Consider the following 20,153-nt stretch of genomic DNA (forward strand, 5'->3'; position numbering starts at 1 on the left):
CGATCAATGATCGCCTTTTTTTATGGAGCCTATCTTCAGTACTGATAATCAGGCCTGGCCTGTCAGCGCCTTGTACTTGTCCATCAGCATATCGGTTGTTTCAACATGCTCAGGATCTTTCGGGATGCAGTCCACTGGGCAGACTTCGACGCACTGCGGTGTGTCATAGTGGCCGACACACTCAGTACATTTGTTCGGGTCGATCACATAGATCTCTTCACCGGGAGAAATTGCCTCATTAGGGCACTCCGGCTCGCAAACATCGCAATTGATGCATTCATCGGTGATTAACAATGCCATGACGGCTACCTCATTGACTCAAATGACTTATTTTGCCTGACTCAGGTGCTGCTTCAGAGCGGCTGATACCGCTGGCGGCACAAACTGGTCAACATTTCCACCCAGCAGGGCGATCTCTCTTATCAGGGTCGATGAGATGAAAGAGAGATGTTCTGCGGGTGTCAAAAACATGCTTTCAACATGGGGCGTCAGCTTACGATTCATATTGGCCAGCTGAAACTCATACTCAAAGTCCGATACTGCCCGCAATCCTCGCAGGATGATATTCGCGTCTACCTGATGCACCAGATCAGCCAGCAGACAGTCAAATCCGACCACTTCAACATTTGGCAGATGCTTGAAAGTGTCTTCTGCCAGCTTGACCCGCAGGTCCAGCGGCAGCAGCGGATTTTTCTTGGTACTGGCAGCCACTGCCAGAACAACCTTGTCAAACAGCCTGGCTGCACGCTCGACCAGATCGGCATGGCCGTTGGTAATCGGATCAAAAGTGCCAGGATAGACAGCTGTATTCATTTTGTCCCCGCAGCGCATCAACTGGATATTTTCCGCGGATGTTAGCCGAATTACGTTGGGCATACAAATACAAAAGCGGATGATACATTAACCAAATGGCATAAAACAAATTATTTTATAGTTGTTTATGTTATATGAAAATAAATCTATCGAGCCTGAACCTCATCCTTTTATGACACTTTTGTTAAAGTGGCATGCATAAGGTTGAGACTGGCCTTGCCTGTGGTAGATTAAATCCTGTTAATATAAAAACTTACCGTGTAACCGGCAGTTCCTTTGATAAACAGCTAATGACAAGCCGGTAGTCAGGAGGGGGTTGTGGTCAGGAAAACCAAGGCAGAAGCAGAACAGACTCGTGAGTTGCTGCTTGAGGTGGCAATGCGCACCTTTTCTGAAAAAGGGTTGGCTAATACCTCGTTGAAAGAGGTCGCTGCTGAGGCGGGCGTCACTCATGGTGCTCTTTATTGGCACTTCAAAAACCGTGATGAGCTGCTTAGACAGCTTTACTTTCAGGTGGAATCACCCTTCGAGGCCCAGTACATCGAGCAACAGCAGGCAGCCAGGCAGAATGCGCTGAATGCGCTGACACTCTATCTCAAGGGCATACTCGCGGTGATGGCATCCGAGCCCCTGCAGCAGCAGGGGTATCGGTTGTTTCGTCTGCAGGCAGCAAACCGCCCCGAGCTGGCGTTGCTGCAGGAGCAGTTGACTGCAGATGCCGAGGAGTGGCGGGGCTATATCCGCTCTTTTCTGAAGATGGCGCAGAAGAGAAAAGAGCTGAAGAAAAAGGCTGATATTGATCAGCTTGCGGATAATCTGTATCTCGCCATCTTCGGGCTGCTGGATCTGGCGTTGTCGGCACCTGATCGATTCAGTCTGGTGAAAAACGGGTCTGCACTGGTAGATATGTTGATGCTGGGGTTACGTGCGCAGGTGGCCAAATAATCTTTCAGTGCGCTGGCGCTTCAGAGGTCTGCGGCTGACGGCGATACAGCCGCGACACCACCTGCCCGGCGGCCTTTTCCCGCAACAACTCCCAGTGCAAGGGTATCTCCTGCGGGACCCATTCGGCTTCAGTTTCAACATAGATGATTGCGCCATCCCGCAGCATATTACGAGACTCCAGCAACACCGCTACTTTTTCAATCAGTGCCTTACGAAAGGGTGGATCAAGAAACACCAGATCATAGCGGGCCTCTTCATCTGTGACGCGCTGCTCCAGCCAGGTCATCGCTGAGGCGGCTATCACTTCGGCATTCTGTGCCTTCAGCAGTTGCAGATTGCTCTTGAGCTGATTCACCACCTCGGGTGCCTGGTCCACGAAGGTGACATGCTGCGCTCCCCGGGACAGCGCTTCCAGCCCCAGCGCACCACTGCCACAGAAAAGGTCAAGACAGCTGGAGCCTGGCGTATAAGCCTGCAGCCAGTTGAAAAGCGTTTCCCGGACGCGGTCGGGTGTGGGGCGCAGCCCCTCTACCGCTGGAAAAGGGATCTTGCGGCTGCGCCACTCACCTCCAATGATTCGCAGTACCGATTCCTCGATTGGCTGCTTTGGTCTCGGGCGGGCGGCACTGTTGCGACGACTCATGGTAGGCGACTCTCAATAGGGTTCCAGTGTGATATGGATAGCCTCATCCGGCTCCAGAAGACTGCCGAGCGTCTCCTGCATCTGTGCCAGAGTAGCGTTTTCAAGTGTGTTCAGGAACAGCTGATGACTATCTGCAGGCAGTTGATAGCGTGCCAGCAGATCCAGCCAGCGGCGTTGTCCACCAGGGTCATCCAGAATCTGCCGGGTCTGCTGTATCAGAGCGCGGCTGGACTGCTGCAACAGCTCGTCGGTCAGGTGCTGCAGCAGATGTTCGCGCAGCGCTTTCGAGGTCGGCAACGGCCTGGCCTCCTGATGTGACAAGAATATGGCGACATAGCCCGCAGGGCTCATTGGACTCCAGACCAGTCGGTACTCGGGCTCTCCCGGTAAGGGGCGTTGCAGCAGTTGTGTCAGCAGATCGGCACTCAGGCGCTGGCGCGCCAGCATATCTGCTGTATCGGGCTTTTCCAGTGACCATGCATGCAGGTGGTGGTACTCGCTCTGATACCCCTGCAACAACTGCGGCACTGGCTGGCGATCCTGTGCTGGCTGGGGTGTCAGCGGGTCAATATTCCTTTCTGGGGGGGCTGAAGCATCCAACTGCAGTGATGGGCCGCTGAAAGTGATCAGTCGAGGCAACTGTTGCATGAGTGAGGCATAGTCATCTGCATAGGTAACGTCTGACAGGGTTGCCAACTGACTGGTAGCAGCTTGCAACAGCCTTGGCTGAGGGCTCTGGGTCTGAATATAGCGTTCTGCCTGAATGCGCTGTCGCAGCGCATCGCTGTCGATGGCCACAGGCTGTTGCAGTAACTGGACCAGATTCGCCAGCTGTGCTTGTTGCGGCAGCTCCGGGCTGATGATCTCCAGTTGCAGATGATCTGCGGCATCCGTCAGGCTGATCTGCCAGCCCCAGTCCGAGACCTGCTCCAGCAGTGCCGGTGATGCCAGGTGCTGGTTGACTCCCTCGCTGATCAGTTGCTGTCTGTGCAGATCCAGTTCGTTGAGCACTGCTCCGGTCAGCAGCAGCAGGTGAGTATGTACCTGCTCCTGCTTCGGTTGCTCCAGCCAGTAAGCCTGTCGTTCTCCGGAGTAGCCTGTCTGCAGAATCAGCACATCTTCGCGCGTCAGGGTCTGCAGCAGTACGATGGCGATGGCAACTGCCCACATCAGCCAGAACAGGTAGCGGCGGTTAAAAAGGGGCTTGTGTTCAGTGTTGTTCATATTTGCATCTGGCCGGTTAATGAATTCAGGCTCTGTGGTAACATACGTGGCTCTTTATCGACTAATCCAATTTTTGCCTGGTGCAGATGCGCAGGCTTCAACTTTGCGGACAAGACAGATTTATGGAAGCGCTGAAAACCTGGATGCTCAACACTGGCCTGAACCCGGATATTCTGCCCTATATTCTGGGCACTATCATCCTGATTGTGATTTTGCTGGTATATGTTTCTGTCAGAAAAAAATCATCTGAGCCCGATACGGGATCAGCACCTCAGGCGAAGGTCGAGGCTGAAACTGCTCCTGAACCCTTGCCGGAACCAGTTCCAGAGCCAGAGTCTACTGCTGAAACAGCCGCCCAGATAACTGTTGAAACCGCTCCTGTTGAAGTGGCTGAAACAGTTGATGCGCCTGATTCACCGCAGGTCGCCGTTGAGGAGATCAAGCCGGAGGAGCCTCTTAAGGATGCGCCTGGTCAGGTCGCAGAGCTGGCCACAGAACCTCCCGCAGAACAGCCCACAGAGGAACCTGAAGAGGAACCTAAAGAGGAGCCCAAAGAGGAGGTTGTTCAGGCACCGATCGCTGAGGTGGGGTCTGCTCCCGCAGTTGCTGCTGAGCCGATAGCTGAGTCCGAACAACTGCTTGAGCCAGAGCAGCAGGCTGAGCCTGAACCAGAGAGCAAGCCAGAGACTAAGCCAGAACCAGTCGTTGCAGCACAAGAGGTGGCGGAAGCGCCTGAGGTGCGCAAGAAGCGTCTGTTTGAGCGTATCAAAAGTGGTCTGAGCCGAACCAAGGCCAATCTGACTGCGCAGCTCAGTGATCTGTTCAGCGGCAGCAGCGAGATAGATGATGATCTGCTGGAAGAGATCGAAACCCTGCTGCTGATGTCTGATGTCGGGGTGGATGCCACCACCGAGATCATCGGCAAGCTCACGGACCGCGTTGAGCGTAAGCAACTTAAAGACCCTCAGGCACTGCGTGATGCTCTGAAGCAGGAGCTCAAGGCTTTACTTGGTGGAGCACAGCAGGGATTGCCGGTTGTGGATAACAAGCCGATGGTGATCCTGATGGTCGGTGTCAATGGTGTGGGTAAAACCACCACCATCGGCAAACTGACTAAACGCTTTCAGATGGAGGGCAAGTCCGTCATGCTGGCCGCGGGTGATACTTTCCGTGCCGCAGCAGTCGAACAGTTGCAGGTCTGGGGTGAGCGCAACAAGGTGCCTGTGATCGCACAGCATACCGGTGCGGATTCTGCGTCGGTGATTTTCGATGCGCTGCAATCCGCCAAAGCCAAGGGCATAGATGTGTTGATCGCTGACACGGCAGGGCGCCTGCAGAACAAGGATAATCTGATGCAGGAACTGGCCAAGGTGGTGCGCGTGATGCAGAAGCTGGACCCAACCGCCCCGCATGAGGTGATGCTGGTGCTGGATGCCGGTACCGGCCAGAACGCCATCAGCCAGGCTCGTGAGTTCAAGGAGGCTGTAGGTGTGACCGGTATCACCATGACCAAGCTGGATGGCACAGCGAAGGGCGGTATCATCTTTGCGGTTGCGAAGCAGTTTGATCTGCCGATCCGCTTTATCGGAGTAGGTGAGCAACTGGATGATCTGCGCCCGTTTGATGCCGATGAGTTTGTGGATGCGCTGTTCGATTGAGCACAGGTTACGGGTTTAAGGAGTTCGGCTGATCATGGCAGCTATCAGTTTCACCAATGTCAGTAAACGCTACGAAGGTGGCCACGATGCGCTGGTCGGCGTGGACTTCTCGCTTCAGTCTGGCGAAATGGCTTTCTTGACCGGACACTCCGGGGCGGGAAAGAGCACGCTGCTGAAGCTGATCATGCTGATGGAGCGGCCTTCGCGAGGCCAGGTGATGGTGGGTGATCAGGATCTGGCTCAGCTCCAGCGCAACATGATCCCCTGGCATCGCCGTCGGATCGGCGTGGTGTTTCAGAACCACCAACTGCTGTTCGATCGTACGGTATTCGATAATGTCGCTCTGCCGCTGCAGATCTCCGGTTATGACCCGGTGGATGCCGCCAGACGCGTGCGCGCAGCGCTGAGCAAGGTGGGTTTGCTGGAGAAAGAGCAGCAGAACCCGATCAGTCTCTCCAGTGGTGAGCAGCAGCGCATCGGTATTGCGCGTGCCATCGTGCACAAGCCGCAACTGCTGCTGGCGGATGAGCCGACCGGTAACCTCGACCCTGCCCTCTCGGAAGATGTGATGCACCTGTTTGAACAGTTCAATCGTGTCGGCACCACCGTGTTGATTGCCAGCCATGATCTGTCGCTGATCAATCGCATGGGGCATCGTACCATCACCCTCAGTGGTGGAAGGCTGGTGTCCGGTGGATAAGTCAAACCGGCCCGATCAGGGGCAGAACATACCACGTGGTGCGGTTGCGCACCGGGTTAAATTTGGTGACAAGCTGCGCAGTTGGTCGAACCATCATCTTGAAGTATCGGTTCAATCGCTGCAGCGCATGTTGCTGACACCTGTGGCGACGCTGATGACGCTGGCGGTACTGGCTATAGCGCTGGCGCTGCCGGGCTTCATGCTCACGGCATTGCAGAATATTCAGCAACTGGGGAGTGGCTGGGATACCGATCCGCGTATCGCGCTGTATATTAATGATTCTGCCTCTGATGAGCGGGTCGAGCAGTTCAGCCTGGAGTTGATGCTGCATGATGGCCTCCGTAGCGTCGAGCTGATTGAGCGTGCGCGCGCCCTGCAGGATTTCAGTGAGTATTCCGGTTTTGGCGATATCCTGAGCTTTTTCGACAGTAACCCCCTGCCTGCGGTAGTGCTGGTATTGCCGGTAGATCAGTCGGAGCAGGGGCTGCTGACACTGCAGGCCGAGTTGGCTGCACTGCCCGAAGTGGACGAGGCAGTTGTGGATATGCTCTGGATTCAGCGCCTGCAGGCCTATATCAACCTGGCTGAGCGTTTCAGTTGGGTTCTGGCTGGATTACTGGGGCTGACGGTGCTGCTGGTGGTAGGTAATACTATCCGCATGACCCTTGAAAGCCGACGTGATGAGATCATTGTGGCGAAGCTGGTGGGTGCAACCGATGCCTGGGTGCGTCGCCCCTTCCTTTACTCCGGGTTCTGGTATGGCTTGCTGGGTGCGCTGCTGGCCTGGGTGCTGGTACAGGGTGCGCTGTGGCTGATGGCCGACAATGTGAATCAACTGGCACAGCTCTACATGAGTGGTTTCAGTGTGCAGGGATTAGGCGTGAAAGGTAGTCTGCTGTTGCTGTTGACGGGGCTTCTATTGGGTGTGTCCGGTGGCTGGATGGTCACAGGCCGGCACCTGAGAGAGATCGAGCCTACCTGACTTGAGTCAGGCGCGTTTACCGAACCAGCCAGCGGGGTACCTGTTCGCAATAGGCCCGGTAAGCCGGGCCATGCAGTTGCTCCAGTTCCCGCTCCTCAGAGTGGGCCTGACGTATCAATACCACCACACCCACCACCAGACATACCAGCGAAAACAGGCTCGGCAGGGCCATAAAAAAGCCCAGCTGCGCCAGCATGACGGCGATGTAGGTCGGGTTGCGGCTGTAACGGAAAGGGCCCTCGGTAATCAGCGGCGGCGGATGTGAAGTATCTATCCCCGAACGCCAGTCACTGCCCAGAAAACCCTGAATAAAACTGACCAGCCCGAAGGCGATCAGCAGAAGTAATATCCCGGCAGACAGTACCAGCGGCTGATAGAGCCAGCCCAGAATGCCGAGCCATGCGTCTGTCTCTGGCCAGAGTACACGCATGACACAGATGCCCAGAATCGCCGCCCTGAACAGATTGAACAGCTGGCGATGCCACCAGGTGCCGGATCTGCTTGCCCCATAGTGAATCACCGCATAGCCACCGCGCTGCTGCTGACCCAGCACCCGACAGGAGAAGAGTACTCCGATCATCAGAAAGAAGGTCGCCAGAAAGTATCGGCTGAAAAGTTCGATGTCCATCTGTTGTCTGTTTTCCGGAGGTTGTCCATTCAGGAGAACCCATGTGACCATGATCTGATTTGCAACTCAAGATATTGCAGCCGATATGGCATGATAGGGATCAAGGTTTGAGCATTAATCTGATAGATTGATATGAAAAACCTGATGGGAGAATGGAAATCCGGGGGGTAAAGGGATGAGCGCGCGAAATCTATCCACATGGCGCTTCGGTGTCGGAATAGCAGCGCTGATACTGGCGGTTGTGCTGACAGTGATGCTGGTGGGCCTCTGGTGGCTGGGGCTGTTCGGGCTGAAAACCCAGCAGGGATACTTTGGTGCAGTGTTTTCACCTGAGGGCGAGCAGATCTATTTCGTTGAGCGTCGCACCAGTGGCATGCACTGGGGGATGGGCTGGGAGCATTTCTCGCCACCTGCCTGGGCGCGTGTCAGCCGTGACAGCTTCATGCTGCAGCGCCTTGATCTGAACAGTGGTGAGATAACCACACTGGAGCGCTGGCAGGATTCACCGCTGCTCGGTAAGACGCTGCGTCAGTATCGGGGCCGACTCTACAGCTCCCTGCGCGTTGCCCTGGAAGCAGAGGAGGATGGTGTCCGCTATAAAATGGGCATAGCCCTGCCGCGTCAGCCGGTGTCGGAACGTTTCCAACTTCAGGGATACTGGCGTGAAAGCGATAGTTCACGAGGGAGCTGGCAGCCAGCCAGTTCTTCATCACCGGGCCTCGGCACACCGAGAATCCTGGCAGAGCGTGAGCTGTTTGAGTTGCCAGGCGAAGAAAGTTTTCCCGCAGCGATCCTGGCATACGACCACAGCCAGCAGAGCTGGACGCTACTGGCGACAACCCTGAAACAGCCGCCATCCGACGCGGCACTGACAAGCCTGCTGCAATCCTCAGGTAAATCCAGGCATGATCATCAGCAAACCCTGGCCAGGCTGCAACAGCAGCGCCTCGCCATCCATCGCGAACAGGGAATGAGCGAAAGTGATGCTCTGCTTGCTACCTATCGTGATTTGAGTGAAATGGGGTATTTTCCCAAACCCAGGCGTTGGGTCGCCACGCTGGTAACGAAGTCAACGTCAAGTGCCTTGCCTGTTCTGGAAATATCCGAAGCCGAGTTTCAGGTTGGCCTGATGAGCGATATCGCTCAGGCACTGGCTGAGCCAGGTCGTGAGGTGGATAAACTGCCTGGCCTATATGTGCAGCACAGGGACTACGACACCAGTCTGCGGTTGAATGAGTTGATGGCGGCAGGAAACGTTGAGTTCGAGGTCTGGATTGGCGAACGGCACTACCATCTGCAGTTGCTGCCTGCAGAGAGGCCTGCCATCACGCCGGACACAGGGCGAAGAGACTAATCCTGAAACCAGCCCTGGAACCACCCCTGTGACTGATTTCTGCAAATAGCCCTGCGCTGAATATTGACATGCTCACTTACCGCATATCCCTCGCCGTGCTTGCATTTTGCCCGGCATAGCGGTATTTTTTCCTGTCCCTTATCCGGCTCCGGCTGGAGAAAGGGCGGCGGGAACTTTTCCACCCCGCCAGGATCATATGCACGACGAAAAACTGTTGAACTTTAATGAGGTTATTTCTGAATGGGCAAGAGCTTGCAAGTCATTGAACACCTGTCACCGGGTAGCAATGTAAATGCCTATGTACAGACCGTAGGTTCGATCCCGATTCTGACTGCTGACGAAGAGCGCGAACTGGCAGAGCGCCTGTTTTACCAGAACGATCTGGAGGCTGCCCGTCAGCTGGTTCTGTCGCATCTGCGCTTTGTCGTCCACATTGCCAAATCCTACTCCGGTTACGGATTACCGCTGGCTGACCTGATTCAGGAAGGCAACGTTGGCCTGATGAAAGCGGTCAAGCGTTTTGATCCATCCGTAGGTGTGCGCCTGGTATCCTTTGCAGTGCACTGGATCAAGGCTGAGATGCACGAGTTCATTCTGCGTAACTGGCGTATCGTCAAGGTAGCGACGACCAAGGCTCAGCGTAAGTTGTTCTTCAATCTGCGCTCGCAGAAGAAGGGCCTGGGTTGGATGACCAATGATGAAGTGTCTGCCGTTGCCGAAGATCTGGGTGTTGATTCAGCGGTCGTGCGCCAGATGGAAGGTCGTATGGCATCCTCCGATACCGCGTTTGATGGTGCGCCGGATACGGATGACGACGTTGTTGCCTGGTCACCCTCCATGTATCTTGAGGATGTTGATGCAGATCCTGCCATGCAGTTGGAAGAGTCCAACTGGGAAGAACGTTCGCAGCAGAGTCTGCTGGCTGCGATGGGTGATCTGGATGAGCGCAGCCGCGATATTCTGATGCAGCGCTGGCTGAATGAAGAGAAAGCCACTCTGCATGATCTTGCCGCCAAGTACGAAGTGTCGGCTGAGCGTATTCGCCAGCTGGAGAAAAATGCCATGAAAAAAATTCGTGGAGCCATGACACTGGAGGCCTGACAGGCTTCCTCTACTCATGCCGATAAAGCCGCCCAGTGCGGCTTTATCTTTGTCGGTCCGGCGCTTGCCGGCCGATCTTCCAATGATTACCAATGACTGACTCCGTCAGCAATCCGGAGGGCAATGTGGCATCACGTCAGACCCTGCTGTGTGCTGCTTTACTGGGTATGCTGGCAGTGATGCTGGGCGCATTCGGGGCACACGCATTAAGCGCTGTGCTTGAACCGCGTATGCAGCAGGCGTATCAGACTGCGGTACAATACCAGTTCTGGCATGCGCTGGCGCTGCTGGCAACCGGTATACTGCAGCGTAGCTGCGATGCAAGGTTGCTGAAAATAACGGCACTGCTGTTTCTGGCCGGTGTGCTGCTGTTCAGTGGCAGCCTGTATCTGATGGCGCTGACCGGTATCAGACAGTTGGGCATGATCACGCCGCTGGGTGGCATCTTATTCATTCTGGGCTGGGCCTTGCTCGCCTGGAGTGCTTTCAGATTGGATAAACAACAGGATAGATAACCATGCAGATTCTGGTGAATGGTGAAGCGTTTGAAGCCGATGACGCCATAACCCTCGCGCAGCTGACCGAACAGCTCGGCCTGGGAGGAAAGCGTATCGCCATAGAGCTGAACCTGGATATTATTCCACGCAGCGAACATGCCGCGACCCGCCTCAAGGCGGATGATCGCGTCGAGATAGTGCATGCGATCGGCGGTGGCTGAGTAGCTGGAATCAGTTGCACACCTGCCGTCAGAGAAAGAGATTCAGTAATCAAAACCAGGAAAATAACATGTCAGCCATCGATCTTCAGAAGGATTCACTTGTCATTGCCGGTAAAACCTATCAGTCACGTTTGCTGGTGGGTACAGGCAAGTATCGCGACATGGATGAGACCCGCGAAGCGATAGAAGCCAGTGGTGCCGAGATTGTCACCGTTGCGGTACGTCGCACCAATATTGGTCAGAACCCGAATGAGCCTAATCTGCTGGATGTGATTTCGCCGGATCGTTATACGATTCTGCCCAACACGGCTGGATGTTACACGGCACAGGATGCGGTGCGTACCTGTAAACTGGCGCGCGAGCTGATGGATGGCCATGACCTGGTCAAGCTGGAAGTGCTGGGCGATGAGAAAACCCTGTACCCGAATATCGTCGAAACCCTGAAAGCCGCCGAAACTCTGATCAAGGATGGCTTCAAGGTAATGGTGTACACCAGTGATGATCCGATAGTGGCAAAAGAGCTCGAAGCGATGGGCTGCGTCGCGGTCATGCCGCTGGGCTCCCTGATCGGCTCTGGGCTTGGCATTCTGAATCCGCACAATCTGCGCATCATCATGGAAGAGGCCAGAGTGCCGATCATTGTCGATGCCGGTGTCGGCACTGCATCCGATGCTGCGATCGCCATGGAGATGGGCTGTGCCGGTGTCCTGATGAATACGGCGATTGCCGCCGCCGGTAAGCCGGTACTGATGGCTTCGGCGATGCGCATGGCGGTGGAAGCGGGCCGTGCGGCCTATATTGCTGGTCGCATGCCGCGTAAGGCCTATGCAAGTGCATCCTCACCTCTGGATGCAACCCTGATTAATCGTTAAGGCGATATTGTCTGATATGAGTGAAGAGATAGAGCAGAAGAACCTGCGTTCGGTACGCAGTTTTGTTATCCGTGCCGGTCGCATGACCGAGGGTCAGGAACGCGCGATGCAGGAAAACTGGCCAGCGTTCGGACTGGAGTTGACTGCCGGAATGCAGGACTTCAGCCAGGTGTTCGGGCGTGAAGCCGATATCGTGTTGGAAATAGGCTTTGGTATGGGGGCTTCATTGGCCGAAATGGCCCGCCTCATGCCGCAGAAGAGCTTTATCGGTATCGAAGTGCATCCACCGGGTGTTGGCCGCCTGCTGTCGCATGTACGTGATGAAGGCATCGACAACATCCGCGTCTATCGCGAGGATGCGCTGGAGGTGCTGGAGAAGTGTGTACCGGATGCCTCGCTGGAAACGGTTCAGCTGTTCTTTCCTGATCCCTGGCCGAAGAAACGCCATAACAAGCGTCGTATCGTGCAGCCGGCGTTTGCCGACCTGATCAGGCGCAAGCTCAAACTTGGCGGTCAGTTCCATATGGCAACCGATTGGGGGCCTTACGCTGAGCATATGATGGAAGTGATGAGTGCCGCTGAGGGCTATGAGAATCAGGCCGGCGAAGGGCAGTACTCACCTCAGCCGGAATGGCGCCCGGTGACCAAGTTCCAGAAGCGTGGTGAAGATCTCGGCCATGGCGTCTGGGATCTGATCTTTGTCCGGACCGCCTGATTCTGTTTTTTCGAATATGAACATCTGAAACCAGAAGCAGAACCCTGGGTTCCGCTTCTGGTTTGTACCTGACTATCCGCTTTTCTTAACTCTTGCCACGCTCAGCGCAATCGCCTTTCATACCTCTTTTGCCGTCACGATCACCACCCTTGTGCCATCGGCTGCGCTGCTCATCCATCTTTTCCAGCTGCTCTGGTGTCAGAATATCGGCCAGCTGCGCGCGCATCTCTTCGCGCTTCTCCATGCGTGATTCACGCTGTACTTTCCAGGATTCACGCAGCTGTTCGACCTGTGCATCGCTCAGATCAAGACGTTCCTGCATCTTCTGCAGATGACGCTCGCCGTGTTCACCGCGTTTACCCTCATTCGCCAGTGCGATACCAGAGAACATCATGCCTGCGACCAGTAGCGCAATACCTGTTTTGAATGACTTTTTCATGCTGTTGTTCCTTATGTGTTGCTGTTGATGTGTCCAGTATTGCTCAGCGCAATGCAAAGTAGGGTTATCAACAGGTAAAGTTAGGTAAAGTCGGATCAACAGGGTCGAAATGGCGCTATCATGCAGCGTAATGGAGGATGCGATGAATCAAGAGCGTTTACTGTTGGTGGATGATGACCGGCAACTGTCAGCCATGCTGTCAGACTATCTGGCGCACGAGGGCTATCAGGTGACGACAGCCGCAGATGCGGATGAAGCCACTGCACTGCTGAGTCAGCCTGGGCAGTTTGATCTGCTGGTGCTGGATATCATGATGCCCGGTCGCAGTGGTCTTGAGCTGCTGCAGAGCCTGCGTCCGGCGCTGCAGTTACCGGTGATCATGTTGACGGGCCGAGGTGATGAGATAGACAGAATTCTCGGGTTGGAGATGGGGGCCGATGACTATCTGGCCAAACCCTGCAATCCCAGAGAGTTGCTGGCGCGGATAAGGGCTGTGTTGAGGCGTGCGCAGTACGCCGAGCAGGCCAGTCAGCCGCAGGTACTGGAGATGCAGGGCATACGGCTGGACCCGGGTCGGCGCGAAGTCCGGGTGAATGATGCGCTGGTGGAGCTGACCAGTGTCGAGTTCAATGTCCTGGCTGAGTTGATGCGTAAGGCCGGTGAAGTGCTGAGCAAGGAGCAACTGACGGAGCGGGTGCTGCATCGCAAGCTGACCGCCTATGATCGCGCATTGGATGTGCATGTCAGCCGTTTACGACAGAAACTGGCACAGCAGCATGAGAGCGCGCCGGAGCTGATCAAGACAGTGCGCGGCCAGGGTTATCAGTTTATCCGGGGTGAGTCATGAGATGGTACCAGCATCTGTTCTGGAGGATCTTCATCACCACCTGGCTCTTCAGCTCACTTACCATGGGGCTGCTGATCTATGGCCTGATGACGGTCACTGAGCGCAGGCATGGCCGGGATCTGTACGAGGAGCGACTGCTGAGCCAGGCGCAAACCATTATTGAGCGGCATGAGTCGGGTGAATCATCCGCTCGCTTTCCGCGCGAAGAGGGGCACAGGCGCTGGCGCTTTCCACTGCAGATTCTGGATCTTGACACGGGGCAGAATCTGGTTGAGCTGAGACGACCCTTGCCCGAGGGCCCACGGGTTCGCCTGACATACGAATCTGATACCGGTCGGCAGTATCAGATACTGGCTCCGATGCCACAGGAACAGTTTCGGCTGCAGCGCCTGTATCAATTTGGCGCATCGCTGCAGATGATCATGGTGGCGGTCGTGGCTGCGCTGGTGGCGTTGCTGACCAGCCTGCTGGTGGTGCGTCCGGTGAATCAGCTACGACAGTATGCGCGTGCCCTGCATGATCAGCAGAACCTCAGTACCCGTGCAGAGGGCCATCTCAGCGCACGCAGGGATGAGATAGGCGAGCTGGCGCGTGAGTTCAACCTCATGGCTGCCTTTGTGGAAAAGACGCTGACAGGACAGCAGAGGCTGCTGCAGGATGTGTCACACGAGCTCAGAGCACCCCTGGCGCGCCTGCAAGTGGCTGCTGGTCTGATTGAGCAGCAACTGGGAGAGCGTAATCGCAGTGTGGATCAGATCAATCGCGAGTGTGAACAGCTCAGCCATCTGATTGAGGAACTGCTGTCTCTGTCACGACTGGAGCAGCAGTCGGGCAAGGTGGAACCCTGTCACCTGATCTCGCTGCTGGAGTCTCTGGTCACGGATGCGCAGCTGACCAGTCCTGAGCATGAGGTGGTGCTGAGCGTTGAGCCTGTGGATCTCAGATGTGATCTTAACGGCGACCTGCTGAGGCGGGCTGTGGGCAATGCACTGGGCAATGCCTTGAAACATACTCCTGGCGGGTCACGTATCGAGGTGCAGGCGCACCATGATGGCAGTAATCTCTGGCTGAGTGTTGTGGATAACGGCCCGGGCGTGGATAACTCCTTGTTGAAAACACTGTTTAATCCTTTCGTTCGTGGTCATCACAGTCCAAGTGATGGCTATGGGCTGGGCCTGAGTATTCTGCAGCGTGCTGTTCAGCATATGGATGGCAGAGTCAGTGCGGCGAATCGTAGCGAGGGAGGGTTTGAGTTGGTGATGAAAATACCGGCAAAGCTTGCCTGATGCTGGCAGGCTGATGGATTACGAGGCTCGGATGATTCGAGCCTCGCTGTGAATATTTAAACCCTGAACACTTGAAGCTGTGAATAACTTGGGTTTGTGAATAGCTTGGATTTGTAAATGCTTAGAGTGCGTCAGGACCGGTTTCGCCGGTACGGATACGGATAACCTGTTCCAGCGGGGTGACAAAGATCTTGCCGTCGCCGATCTTCGAGGTGTTGGCAGTCTTGCTGATCGCCTCAATCACAGCGTCGAGCATATCATCATCAACAGCCACTTCGATTTTGACCTTGGGCAGGAAGTCGACGACATACTCTGCGCCACGATACAGCTCTGTATGGCCTTTCTGCCGTCCGAAGCCTTTAACCTCGGTAACGGTGACACCCTGGATGCCGATATCGGACAAGGCTTCACGGACATCATCGAGCTTGAATGGTTTGATTATCGCAGTGATCAACTTCATGGTTTTCTCCTCAAAACCTGCAGCCATGGATAATGCCACGTCTGATTAAAAAATGCCCGAACTCTGCGGGATATGAGTTCAAGTATACCTGTAACCTGTAGACAACGCATAGCATAGCTACAACGCAAAAAAGGAGCCCGAAGGCTCCTTTCAATTCAAGATCAGTAAGTTACTTCTTAGCTGTGGCGAATTCAGGATAGGCTTCCATACCGCATTCTGCCAGATCCACACCGTCGTACTCTTCCTCTTCGGTGACACGGATACCCATCACGGCTTTCAGCACGACCCAGACGATCAGGCTGGCAATGAAGACCCAGGCAAAGATGGCAACGATACCCAGAATCTGTGCACCGAAGGTGGCATCAGAGTTGGACAGTGGTACTGCCAGCAGACCCCAGATACCGACCACGCCGTGCACAGAGATGGCACCAACAGGATCATCGATTTTCAGTTTATCCAATGTCACGATGGCACCGACCACAATCAGACCACCAATCGCACCGATCACGGCAGCGCCCAATGCTGTTGGAGCCAGAGGCTCAGCGGTGATCGCTACCAGGCCTGCCAATGCACCGTTGAGTGCCATGGTCAGATCCGCTTTCTTGAACCAGACGCGAGCAAAGATCAGGGCCGCAATGACACCACCGGCAGCAGCAGCATTGGTGTTGACGAACACCTGAGCGACGTTGTTGGCAGAGTCGATATCCGACATTTTCAGTTCAGAGCCGCCGTTGAAGCCGAACCAGCCCAGCCACAGGATGAAGGTACCCAGAGTCGCCAGTGGCATGTTGGCACCGGGAATCGCATTGATCTGGCCATCTTTACCGTACTTGCCCTTACGAGCACCCAGCACGATGACACCGGCCAGCGCTGCCGCTGCACCTGCCATGTGAACGATGCCGGAGCCTGCAAAGTCAGAGAAGCCTGCTTCGCTCAGGAAACCGCCACCCCAGGTCCAGTAGCCACTGACGGGATAGATAAATCCAGTCATGACGACAGCAAAGGCAAGGAAAGCCCAGAGCTTCATTCGTTCGGCAACAGCACCGGATACGATCGACATACAGGTGGCAACGAATACAACCTGGAAGAAGAAGTCAGAACGCATGGCGTAGTATGGGCCATCTTCGTCACCTGCCAGTACCGCATCGACACTGTTCTCATCACCGATCAGACCACCCAGGCTCGGCAGAATACCGCCGGCGTCGGAGCTGTACATGATGTAGTAACCACAGAGCAGATACATGGTGCAGGCAATCGCATAAAGTGCGACGTTTTTGGTCAGGATCTCGGTGGTGTTCTTGGCGCGGACCAGGCCGGCTTCCAGCATCGCAAAGCCTGCCGCCATCCACATGACCAGCGCCCCGCAGATCAGGAAATAAAAGGTATCGATTGCATAGGCGAGATGTGCAACATCAGCTGCCGTTGCATAGATGAGTTCTTCCATTGTTCAGCCCTCCAGCAGGCGAAAAATCGTCATAAGGGTTATTAAAGTGCGTCGTGTCCGGATTCACCGGTACGGATGCGGATAACCTGCTCAAGTGGCGTGACAAAGATCTTGCCATCACCGATCTTGCCGGTCTGGGCCGCTTTGCTGACCGCTTCGACGACCTGATCAACCACGTCGTCAGTCACGGCAGCATCGATGCGAACCTTTGGAAGGAAATCAACGACATATTCCGCACCACGGTAGAGTTCTGTATGGCCTTTCTGACGACCGAAGCCTTTGACTTCTGTGACAGTAATACCCTGAATGCCTATCTCGGAGAGCGCTTCGCGCACGTCATCGAGCTTGAATGGCTTTATGATTGCTGAAACCAGTTTCATCGTTCAGTCCCTCTTTGAAGTAAAAGACCGAAACCAGTGGACGGGTGAGCACCAGCTGATTTCGCTTACCTGGTCTAAGCGAAAGACGTGCCAGAAAAATATAATCCTTATAAAACAATGCTATAAATGATTCCATCCTGGGTGAATGATTGATAATGGTGCAGATAGACCGCCTGAGTGGTTAAAAACTGTGCACTACCTGCGGCGGTGCACCCAATTGGTGCGTCGTGATCGCTGTTGTCTATTCCAGCACGCGATGTTCCGCAGCTACTTGTTGGCAGTGGCAGGCTGCAAACCTCTATCAGAGCTGCCTGACCGGGGATTATCAGTGCTCAAAGCTGTAAGGATAAATCAAAATTAATTAATGATTAGTTAATAATAATTTTTGCTTTATCTAATTTATAAAAAATAAGTTCAATATCACAAATCGATATATTGAGCGTTTCAGAATTATTCCTTTAAAAACAAATATTTAGTTTTTCATTCTTTCCTCTCAGTCTGCCTCTGAAATTTATTATTTTCTTCTTTATTTTCAATGGTTTATAGGTCTATTTTTATTGCTTTTTTGTTGTGATTTATCGTTATCTATTTTATAATAATCACATTTAGATAAATGATAACTCAAATAAGGATTAAGACGATGCAGGAAAGAGAAATAAGGCTGCTTTTTAAAGCGGGCGTGTTCGAATCGTGCCAGGCGATCCCTATCTCAATGTCACGGGGCTGGACGTTGAAATTCATCACGAGGGACCAGGAGGTGGTCACCCTGAATCTGCAGCGCTCAAACAGTGAACGAGAGTTCAAGAGTCTGGATGGTGCTGCGGCAGTGGCGCGCCGAGTCGGGTTTGACTGGTTGAATGTGCAGATAGGCGATCTGAAGTGGCGTGAAAAGGTCTCTTGAGCGGAGAGGCCTGAACAGCGGTCCTGAATAGATAGACCTGAACAGAAAACTCTGATCAGAAAGTGTTGCCTGTCATGGAAGTGGTTTATAGTAATCAGCTCATACAGGCAGGAGGACAATGATGATTCAGAACAAGCTCGTCGAAGGGCTGTCAGAGCAGATGACGCAGCTGCTCAAGGGTGTGCGGGGTTTACCCGGGCAGGAGCAGGTCGAGCAGCAGATGCAGTTCATGTTGCAAAGTGCATTCAGCCGCCTGGACCTGGTCACACGGGAAGAGTTTGATGCCCAGAGTGCGGTGCTGGCCAGAACGCGCGCACGTCTGGAGGCACTGGAAGACAAGGTTTCTCAGTTGGAGCAGTTACTGGCTCCGGGTAATGCGGAAACTTTTCAGCCAGACCCAGCTCAGCCAGAGCAGCAGAGCAGTGCAGAATAACTCAGCACGCATCCATTAGGCTGAGTCGCTTTATTCAGTTTGGATCACCAGGGAAGGTGTCATGTCATTATCAGTTATTCTTACTCGTGCCCAGGTGGGCATACAGTCTCCATCCGTGGCGGTGGAAGTTCATCTGTCCGGTGGCCTGCCGTCACTGGCGATAGTCGGTCTGCCCGAAACAGCCGTGAAAGAGAGTCGGGAAAGGGTTCGCAGTGCCATCATTACAGCGGGGTTCGAGTTTCCTCAACGCCGTATCACCATTAACCTTGCACCCGCTGACCTGCCCAAAGAGGGTGGGCGCTATGATCTTGCCATTGCACTCGGTATTCTGCAGGCGTCCGGCCAGCTCAAGAACGATAAACTGCATCAGTATGAGGTGTTGGGCGAGCTGGCGCTGTCTGGAGAGATCCGCTCGGTACGTGGTGCACTGCCGGCGTCAATCGCGTGTGGTCAGGCGCGACGGGCGCTGATACTGCCTGCCTGTAATGCAGATGAAGCGACGCTGATGGGGGATACCCCGGTGCTGGGTGTCGATCATCTGCTGCAACTGCATCAGTATCTCAGTGGCAAGTCGAAACTGGAGTTTGCCTGTCGACAGGAGGCTGAGCCACCAGTTCATGCCTGTCCGGACATGTCGGATGTCAAAGGGCAGTTACAGGCCAGGCGAGCACTGGAGGTGGCTGCGGCCGGACAGCATAATCTGCTTTTTACCGGTCCTCCTGGCAGTGGTAAAAGCATGCTGGCCTCCCGGCTTCCGGGGCTGCTGCCCGAACTGACACCAGAGCAGTGCCTTGAGGTGGCTGCGATTCACTCTGTTGCCGGTATGTCGGTACTGGATGCCTGTCAGGGAGTGCGCCCTTTTCGTGCACCGCATCATACGGCCTCGGCTGCGGCACTGGTTGGCGGCGGATCGCACCCCCGTCCGGGTGAGATCTCTCTGGCGCATCAGGGGGTACTGTTTCTGGATGAGCTGCCAGAGTTTCCGCGCCGTGTGCTGGATGTGCTGCGTGAGCCTATGGAAACCGGAGAGATTCTGATCTCGCGTGCGGCCCGACAAACTTTATTTCCGGCTTGCTTCCAACTGGTTGCCGCGATGAATCCCTGTGCCTGCGGCTACTATGGCGATGGAACGGATCGCTGCATCTGTACACCGGATCAGATACGGCGCTATCAGAGTCGGGTGTCGGGTCCCTTGCTGGATCGTATCGATATTCAGCTCTGGGTGGCGGCCCTGCCCGCCGATGCACTGCTACGCCCGGGCCAGCAGGCGGAGAGCAGTGCTGATATACGGGCGCGGGTGCTGCGGGCTCGTGAGATTCAGCTTCAGCGGCAAGGGGCGAGTAACCGTCATCTCAGTGGGCGATCACTGGAGCAGTATTGCCAACTGGATAGTGATTCGCGCCGCTTGCTGACTCAGGCGATGGACAATCTGGGTATATCGGCACGCGCCTGTCATCGCTTGCTGCGAGTGGCGCGAACGCTGGCAGATCTGGAAGGGCATGATCGGGTTGAGCAGTCTCACCTGCTGGAGGCACTGGCGTTTCGGGGTAATGGCTTGAGGCGCTAGAAGTTTGTCTGACTTGGCTGTGCTTTCTGCTGGCAAGTGTTGG

Annotated in this window: 24 protein-coding genes; 15 read left to right on the top strand and 9 right to left on the bottom strand. The window is 54.8% G+C overall.

The features are described 5' to 3' along the window. Window positions 1-48 precede the first annotated feature (48 nt). The gene (locus tag F7R27_RS00140) at window positions 49-300 is read right to left on the bottom strand and encodes a YfhL family 4Fe-4S dicluster ferredoxin (RefSeq protein ID WP_151702200.1); all 252 of its coding nucleotides are present in this window, start codon (window positions 298-300) and stop codon (window positions 49-51) included. 27 nt (window positions 301-327) lie between these two features. After that, on the bottom strand, window positions 328-813 hold the full coding sequence (gene coaD, locus F7R27_RS00145) for a pantetheine-phosphate adenylyltransferase (protein ID WP_151702201.1): 486 nt from the start codon (window positions 811-813) through the stop codon (window positions 328-330). 318 nt (window positions 814-1,131) lie between these two features. Between coaD and F7R27_RS00150 the strand changes: the two genes are divergently transcribed. Beyond that, a complete protein-coding gene (locus F7R27_RS00150) occupies window positions 1,132-1,758 on the top strand; it encodes a TetR family transcriptional regulator (protein WP_151702202.1) in 627 nt (208 codons plus the stop codon). A gap of 4 nt (window positions 1,759-1,762) precedes the next feature. Here F7R27_RS00150 and rsmD read toward each other — a convergent pair whose 3' ends face one another. Together rsmD and F7R27_RS00160 are read right to left on the bottom strand one after the other, a co-directional pair. Then, window positions 1,763-2,401 carry a 16S rRNA (guanine(966)-N(2))-methyltransferase RsmD gene (rsmD, locus tag F7R27_RS00155; RefSeq protein WP_151702203.1) on the bottom strand — a complete coding sequence of 213 codons (639 nt, stop codon included), beginning with the start codon at window positions 2,399-2,401 and terminating at the stop codon, window positions 1,763-1,765. Between the two features lie 12 nt (window positions 2,402-2,413). Then, the gene (locus tag F7R27_RS00160; RefSeq protein ID WP_151702204.1) at window positions 2,414-3,625 is read right to left on the bottom strand and encodes a hypothetical protein; all 1,212 of its coding nucleotides are present in this window, start codon (window positions 3,623-3,625) and stop codon (window positions 2,414-2,416) included. Window positions 3,626-3,747: 122 nt separating this feature from the next. On the opposite strand from F7R27_RS00160, the gene ftsY reads away from it, so the two are divergent. Genes ftsY through ftsX form a run of 3 tightly spaced genes read left to right on the top strand, consistent with a single transcriptional unit; the run spans window position 3,748 to window position 6,965 of the window. Further along, window positions 3,748-5,283, top strand: a complete 1,536-nt coding sequence (gene ftsY / locus F7R27_RS00165) for a signal recognition particle-docking protein FtsY (RefSeq protein ID WP_240776149.1) — start codon at window positions 3,748-3,750, stop codon at window positions 5,281-5,283. Window positions 5,284-5,317: 34 nt separating this feature from the next. Continuing rightward, window positions 5,318-5,983, top strand: a complete 666-nt coding sequence (gene ftsE / locus F7R27_RS00170; RefSeq protein ID WP_151702205.1) for a cell division ATP-binding protein FtsE — start codon at window positions 5,318-5,320, stop codon at window positions 5,981-5,983. Continuing rightward, window positions 5,976-6,965: a permease-like cell division protein FtsX gene (gene ftsX / locus F7R27_RS00175; RefSeq protein WP_151702206.1), complete on the top strand. Its 990-nt coding sequence runs from the start codon at window positions 5,976-5,978 to the stop codon at window positions 6,963-6,965. Before ftsE ends, ftsX begins: the two co-directional genes overlap by 8 nt. 16 nt (window positions 6,966-6,981) lie before the next feature. Here ftsX and F7R27_RS00180 read toward each other — a convergent pair whose 3' ends face one another. After that, complete coding sequence (locus F7R27_RS00180; protein WP_151702207.1) at window positions 6,982-7,593, bottom strand: methyltransferase family protein; 612 nt, start codon at window positions 7,591-7,593, stop codon at window positions 6,982-6,984. 175 nt (window positions 7,594-7,768) lie between these two features. Between F7R27_RS00180 and F7R27_RS00185 the strand changes: the two genes are divergently transcribed. From F7R27_RS00185 to trmB, 6 genes are all read left to right on the top strand, one after another. Further along, window positions 7,769-8,947: a hypothetical protein gene (locus tag F7R27_RS00185; RefSeq protein WP_151702208.1), complete on the top strand. Its 1,179-nt coding sequence runs from the start codon at window positions 7,769-7,771 to the stop codon at window positions 8,945-8,947. Between the two features lie 240 nt (window positions 8,948-9,187). Then, window positions 9,188-10,048, top strand: coding sequence for an RNA polymerase sigma factor RpoH (gene rpoH / locus F7R27_RS00190; RefSeq protein ID WP_151702209.1), 861 nt, complete (start codon window positions 9,188-9,190; stop codon window positions 10,046-10,048). A 92-nt stretch (window positions 10,049-10,140) separates the two neighbouring features. Then, window positions 10,141-10,563, top strand: coding sequence for a DUF423 domain-containing protein (locus F7R27_RS00195; protein WP_151702210.1), 423 nt, complete (start codon window positions 10,141-10,143; stop codon window positions 10,561-10,563). A gap of 2 nt (window positions 10,564-10,565) precedes the next feature. After that, on the top strand, window positions 10,566-10,766 hold the full coding sequence (thiS, locus tag F7R27_RS00200; RefSeq protein WP_151702211.1) for a sulfur carrier protein ThiS: 201 nt from the start codon (window positions 10,566-10,568) through the stop codon (window positions 10,764-10,766). A 68-nt stretch (window positions 10,767-10,834) separates the two neighbouring features. Further along, window positions 10,835-11,638: a thiazole synthase gene (locus F7R27_RS00205; protein ID WP_151702212.1), complete on the top strand. Its 804-nt coding sequence runs from the start codon at window positions 10,835-10,837 to the stop codon at window positions 11,636-11,638. Between the two features lie 16 nt (window positions 11,639-11,654). Next, window positions 11,655-12,353, top strand: a complete 699-nt coding sequence (gene trmB / locus F7R27_RS00210) for a tRNA (guanosine(46)-N7)-methyltransferase TrmB (protein ID WP_151702213.1) — start codon at window positions 11,655-11,657, stop codon at window positions 12,351-12,353. Between the two features lie 85 nt (window positions 12,354-12,438). Here the strand turns inward: trmB and F7R27_RS00215 are convergent, their stop codons facing one another. Further along, the gene (locus tag F7R27_RS00215; protein WP_151702214.1) at window positions 12,439-12,792 is read right to left on the bottom strand and encodes a hypothetical protein; all 354 of its coding nucleotides are present in this window, start codon (window positions 12,790-12,792) and stop codon (window positions 12,439-12,441) included. A gap of 142 nt (window positions 12,793-12,934) precedes the next feature. Between F7R27_RS00215 and F7R27_RS00220 the strand changes: the two genes are divergently transcribed. Together F7R27_RS00220 and F7R27_RS00225 are read left to right on the top strand one after the other, a co-directional pair. Beyond that, entirely contained in the window at window positions 12,935-13,639 is a 705-nt protein-coding gene (locus tag F7R27_RS00220) for a response regulator transcription factor (protein WP_151702215.1), read from the top strand. Beyond that, window positions 13,636-14,925 (top strand): sensor histidine kinase, encoded by a 1,290-nt coding sequence (locus F7R27_RS00225; protein ID WP_151702216.1) that lies wholly within the window; start codon window positions 13,636-13,638, stop codon window positions 14,923-14,925. Before F7R27_RS00220 ends, F7R27_RS00225 begins: the two co-directional genes overlap by 4 nt. 121 nt (window positions 14,926-15,046) lie before the next feature. Here F7R27_RS00225 and glnK (F7R27_RS00230) read toward each other — a convergent pair whose 3' ends face one another. From glnK (F7R27_RS00230) to glnK (F7R27_RS00240), 3 genes are all read right to left on the bottom strand, one after another. Next, entirely contained in the window at window positions 15,047-15,385 is a 339-nt protein-coding gene (gene glnK, locus F7R27_RS00230) for a P-II family nitrogen regulator (RefSeq protein WP_151702217.1), read from the bottom strand. A gap of 169 nt (window positions 15,386-15,554) precedes the next feature. Further along, the gene (locus F7R27_RS00235) at window positions 15,555-16,829 is read right to left on the bottom strand and encodes an ammonium transporter (protein WP_151702218.1); all 1,275 of its coding nucleotides are present in this window, start codon (window positions 16,827-16,829) and stop codon (window positions 15,555-15,557) included. A 41-nt stretch (window positions 16,830-16,870) separates the two neighbouring features. Beyond that, window positions 16,871-17,209 carry a P-II family nitrogen regulator gene (gene glnK, locus F7R27_RS00240; protein WP_151702219.1) on the bottom strand — a complete coding sequence of 113 codons (339 nt, stop codon included), beginning with the start codon at window positions 17,207-17,209 and terminating at the stop codon, window positions 16,871-16,873. 640 nt (window positions 17,210-17,849) lie between these two features. Between glnK (F7R27_RS00240) and F7R27_RS00245 the strand changes: the two genes are divergently transcribed. The 3 genes from F7R27_RS00245 (at window position 17,850) to F7R27_RS00255 (ending at window position 20,110) form a co-directional block, all read left to right on the top strand. Continuing rightward, window positions 17,850-18,110, top strand: a complete 261-nt coding sequence (locus F7R27_RS00245) for a hypothetical protein (RefSeq protein WP_151702220.1) — start codon at window positions 17,850-17,852, stop codon at window positions 18,108-18,110. Window positions 18,111-18,231: 121 nt separating this feature from the next. Beyond that, a complete protein-coding gene (locus tag F7R27_RS00250; RefSeq protein WP_151702221.1) occupies window positions 18,232-18,543 on the top strand; it encodes an accessory factor UbiK family protein in 312 nt (103 codons plus the stop codon). Between the two features lie 61 nt (window positions 18,544-18,604). Continuing rightward, window positions 18,605-20,110, top strand: coding sequence for a YifB family Mg chelatase-like AAA ATPase (locus tag F7R27_RS00255; RefSeq protein ID WP_151702222.1), 1,506 nt, complete (start codon window positions 18,605-18,607; stop codon window positions 20,108-20,110). Window positions 20,111-20,153 lie beyond the last annotated feature (43 nt).

Origin of the sequence: Nitrincola alkalilacustris (assembly GCF_008973755.1) — a bacterium.
In the GTDB taxonomy this organism is placed as follows: Bacteria; Pseudomonadota; Gammaproteobacteria; order Pseudomonadales; family Balneatricaceae; genus Nitrincola; species Nitrincola alkalilacustris.